Genomic DNA, 1281 nt, shown 5'->3' on the forward strand with positions numbered 1-1281 from the left:
AGCCGCCTGCCTTGTTCACCAGCAGCGGAATGATCCGGTCGGTCTTGGCGACGGCGGGACGGCCTGAGCCGGCATAGGGGATGCCCAGCGCATCCCAGGTCTCGACCAGCGCGTCCTGCAATTCGGCGATCAGCGCGTCCGAATGGAACGGTGTCGGCGTGATGCGCAGCCGCTCGGTGCCGCGCGGCACCGTCGGATAGTTGATCGGCTGGATATAGATGCCGTGCACGCCAAGCAGCCGGTCGCTCGCCATCTTGCAGAGCTCGGGGTCGCCGACCAGCACCGGCACGATATGGGTGGCCGAGTCCATCACCGGCAGGCCCGCCGCGGCAAGCACCTGCTTGGTGCGCGCCGCCTGGCGCTGCTGCGCGTCGCGCTCGGCCTGCGAGCGCTTCAGGTGGCGGATCGAGGTGGTGGCGGCGGCCGCGATCGCCGGCGGCAGCGCGGTGGTGAAGATGAAGCCCGGCGCATAGGAGCGCACCGCGTCGATCACAGCACTGGTGCCGGTGATGTAGCCGCCGAGCGTGCCGAAGGCCTTGGCCAGCGTTCCCTCGATGATGTCGATGCGGTCGGCCAGGCCCTCGCGTTCGGTGATGCCGCCGCCGCGCGGTCCGTACATGCCCACCGCATGCACCTCGTCGATATAGGTCATGGCGTTGTAGCGCTCGGCCAGCTCGACGATCTCTCTGATGGGCGCGATGTCGCCGTCCATCGAATAGACGCTCTCGAACACGATCAGCTTGGCGCGTTCGCGTCCTGCCGCCTGCAGCAGGCTTTCCAGATGCGCGACGTCGTTGTGGCGGAAGATCTTCTTTTCCGCGCCGGAGCGGCGCACGCCCTCGATCATCGAGGCATGGTTGAGCTCATCGGAGAGCACCAGGCAGTTGGGCAAAAGCCGGGCGATGGTCGAGATCGAGGCCTCGTTGGAGACGAAGCCGGAGGTGAAGACGAGCCCTGCCTCCTTGTCATGCAGGTCGGCGAGCTCCTGCTCGAGCTCGACCAGCGGGTTGGAGGTGCCGGAGATGTTGCGGGTGCCGCCGGCGCCCGAGCCCATCTTGCCGGCCGCGGTCTGGAAGGCGGCAATCACATCCTCGTTCTGGCCCATGCCGAGATAGTCGTTGGAGCACCAGACGGTGATTTCCTGGGCCCGGCCGTTGGAACGCCAGATGGCGCGCGGGAACTTGCCCACCATGCGCTCGAGGTCGGCGAAGACGCGGTAGCGCCGCTCCGCGTGGAGCTGGTCGATCGCATCCTCGAAGAACCGCTGGTAATTCATGTCGA

General features: G+C 67.0%; 1 protein-coding gene. It reads right to left on the reverse strand.

Annotated elements, in window-relative coordinates; genetic code table 11:
• Nucleotides 1-1276 (reverse strand): 5-aminolevulinate synthase (hemA, locus tag EOA23_RS34825; RefSeq protein ID WP_127307326.1); only part of this gene is annotated, 1276 nt, incomplete at its 3' end.
• Nucleotides 1277-1281 lie beyond the last annotated feature (5 nt).

The organism is Mesorhizobium sp. M2A.F.Ca.ET.042.01.1.1 (assembly GCF_003997405.1).
GTDB lineage: Bacteria > Pseudomonadota > Alphaproteobacteria > Rhizobiales > Rhizobiaceae > Mesorhizobium.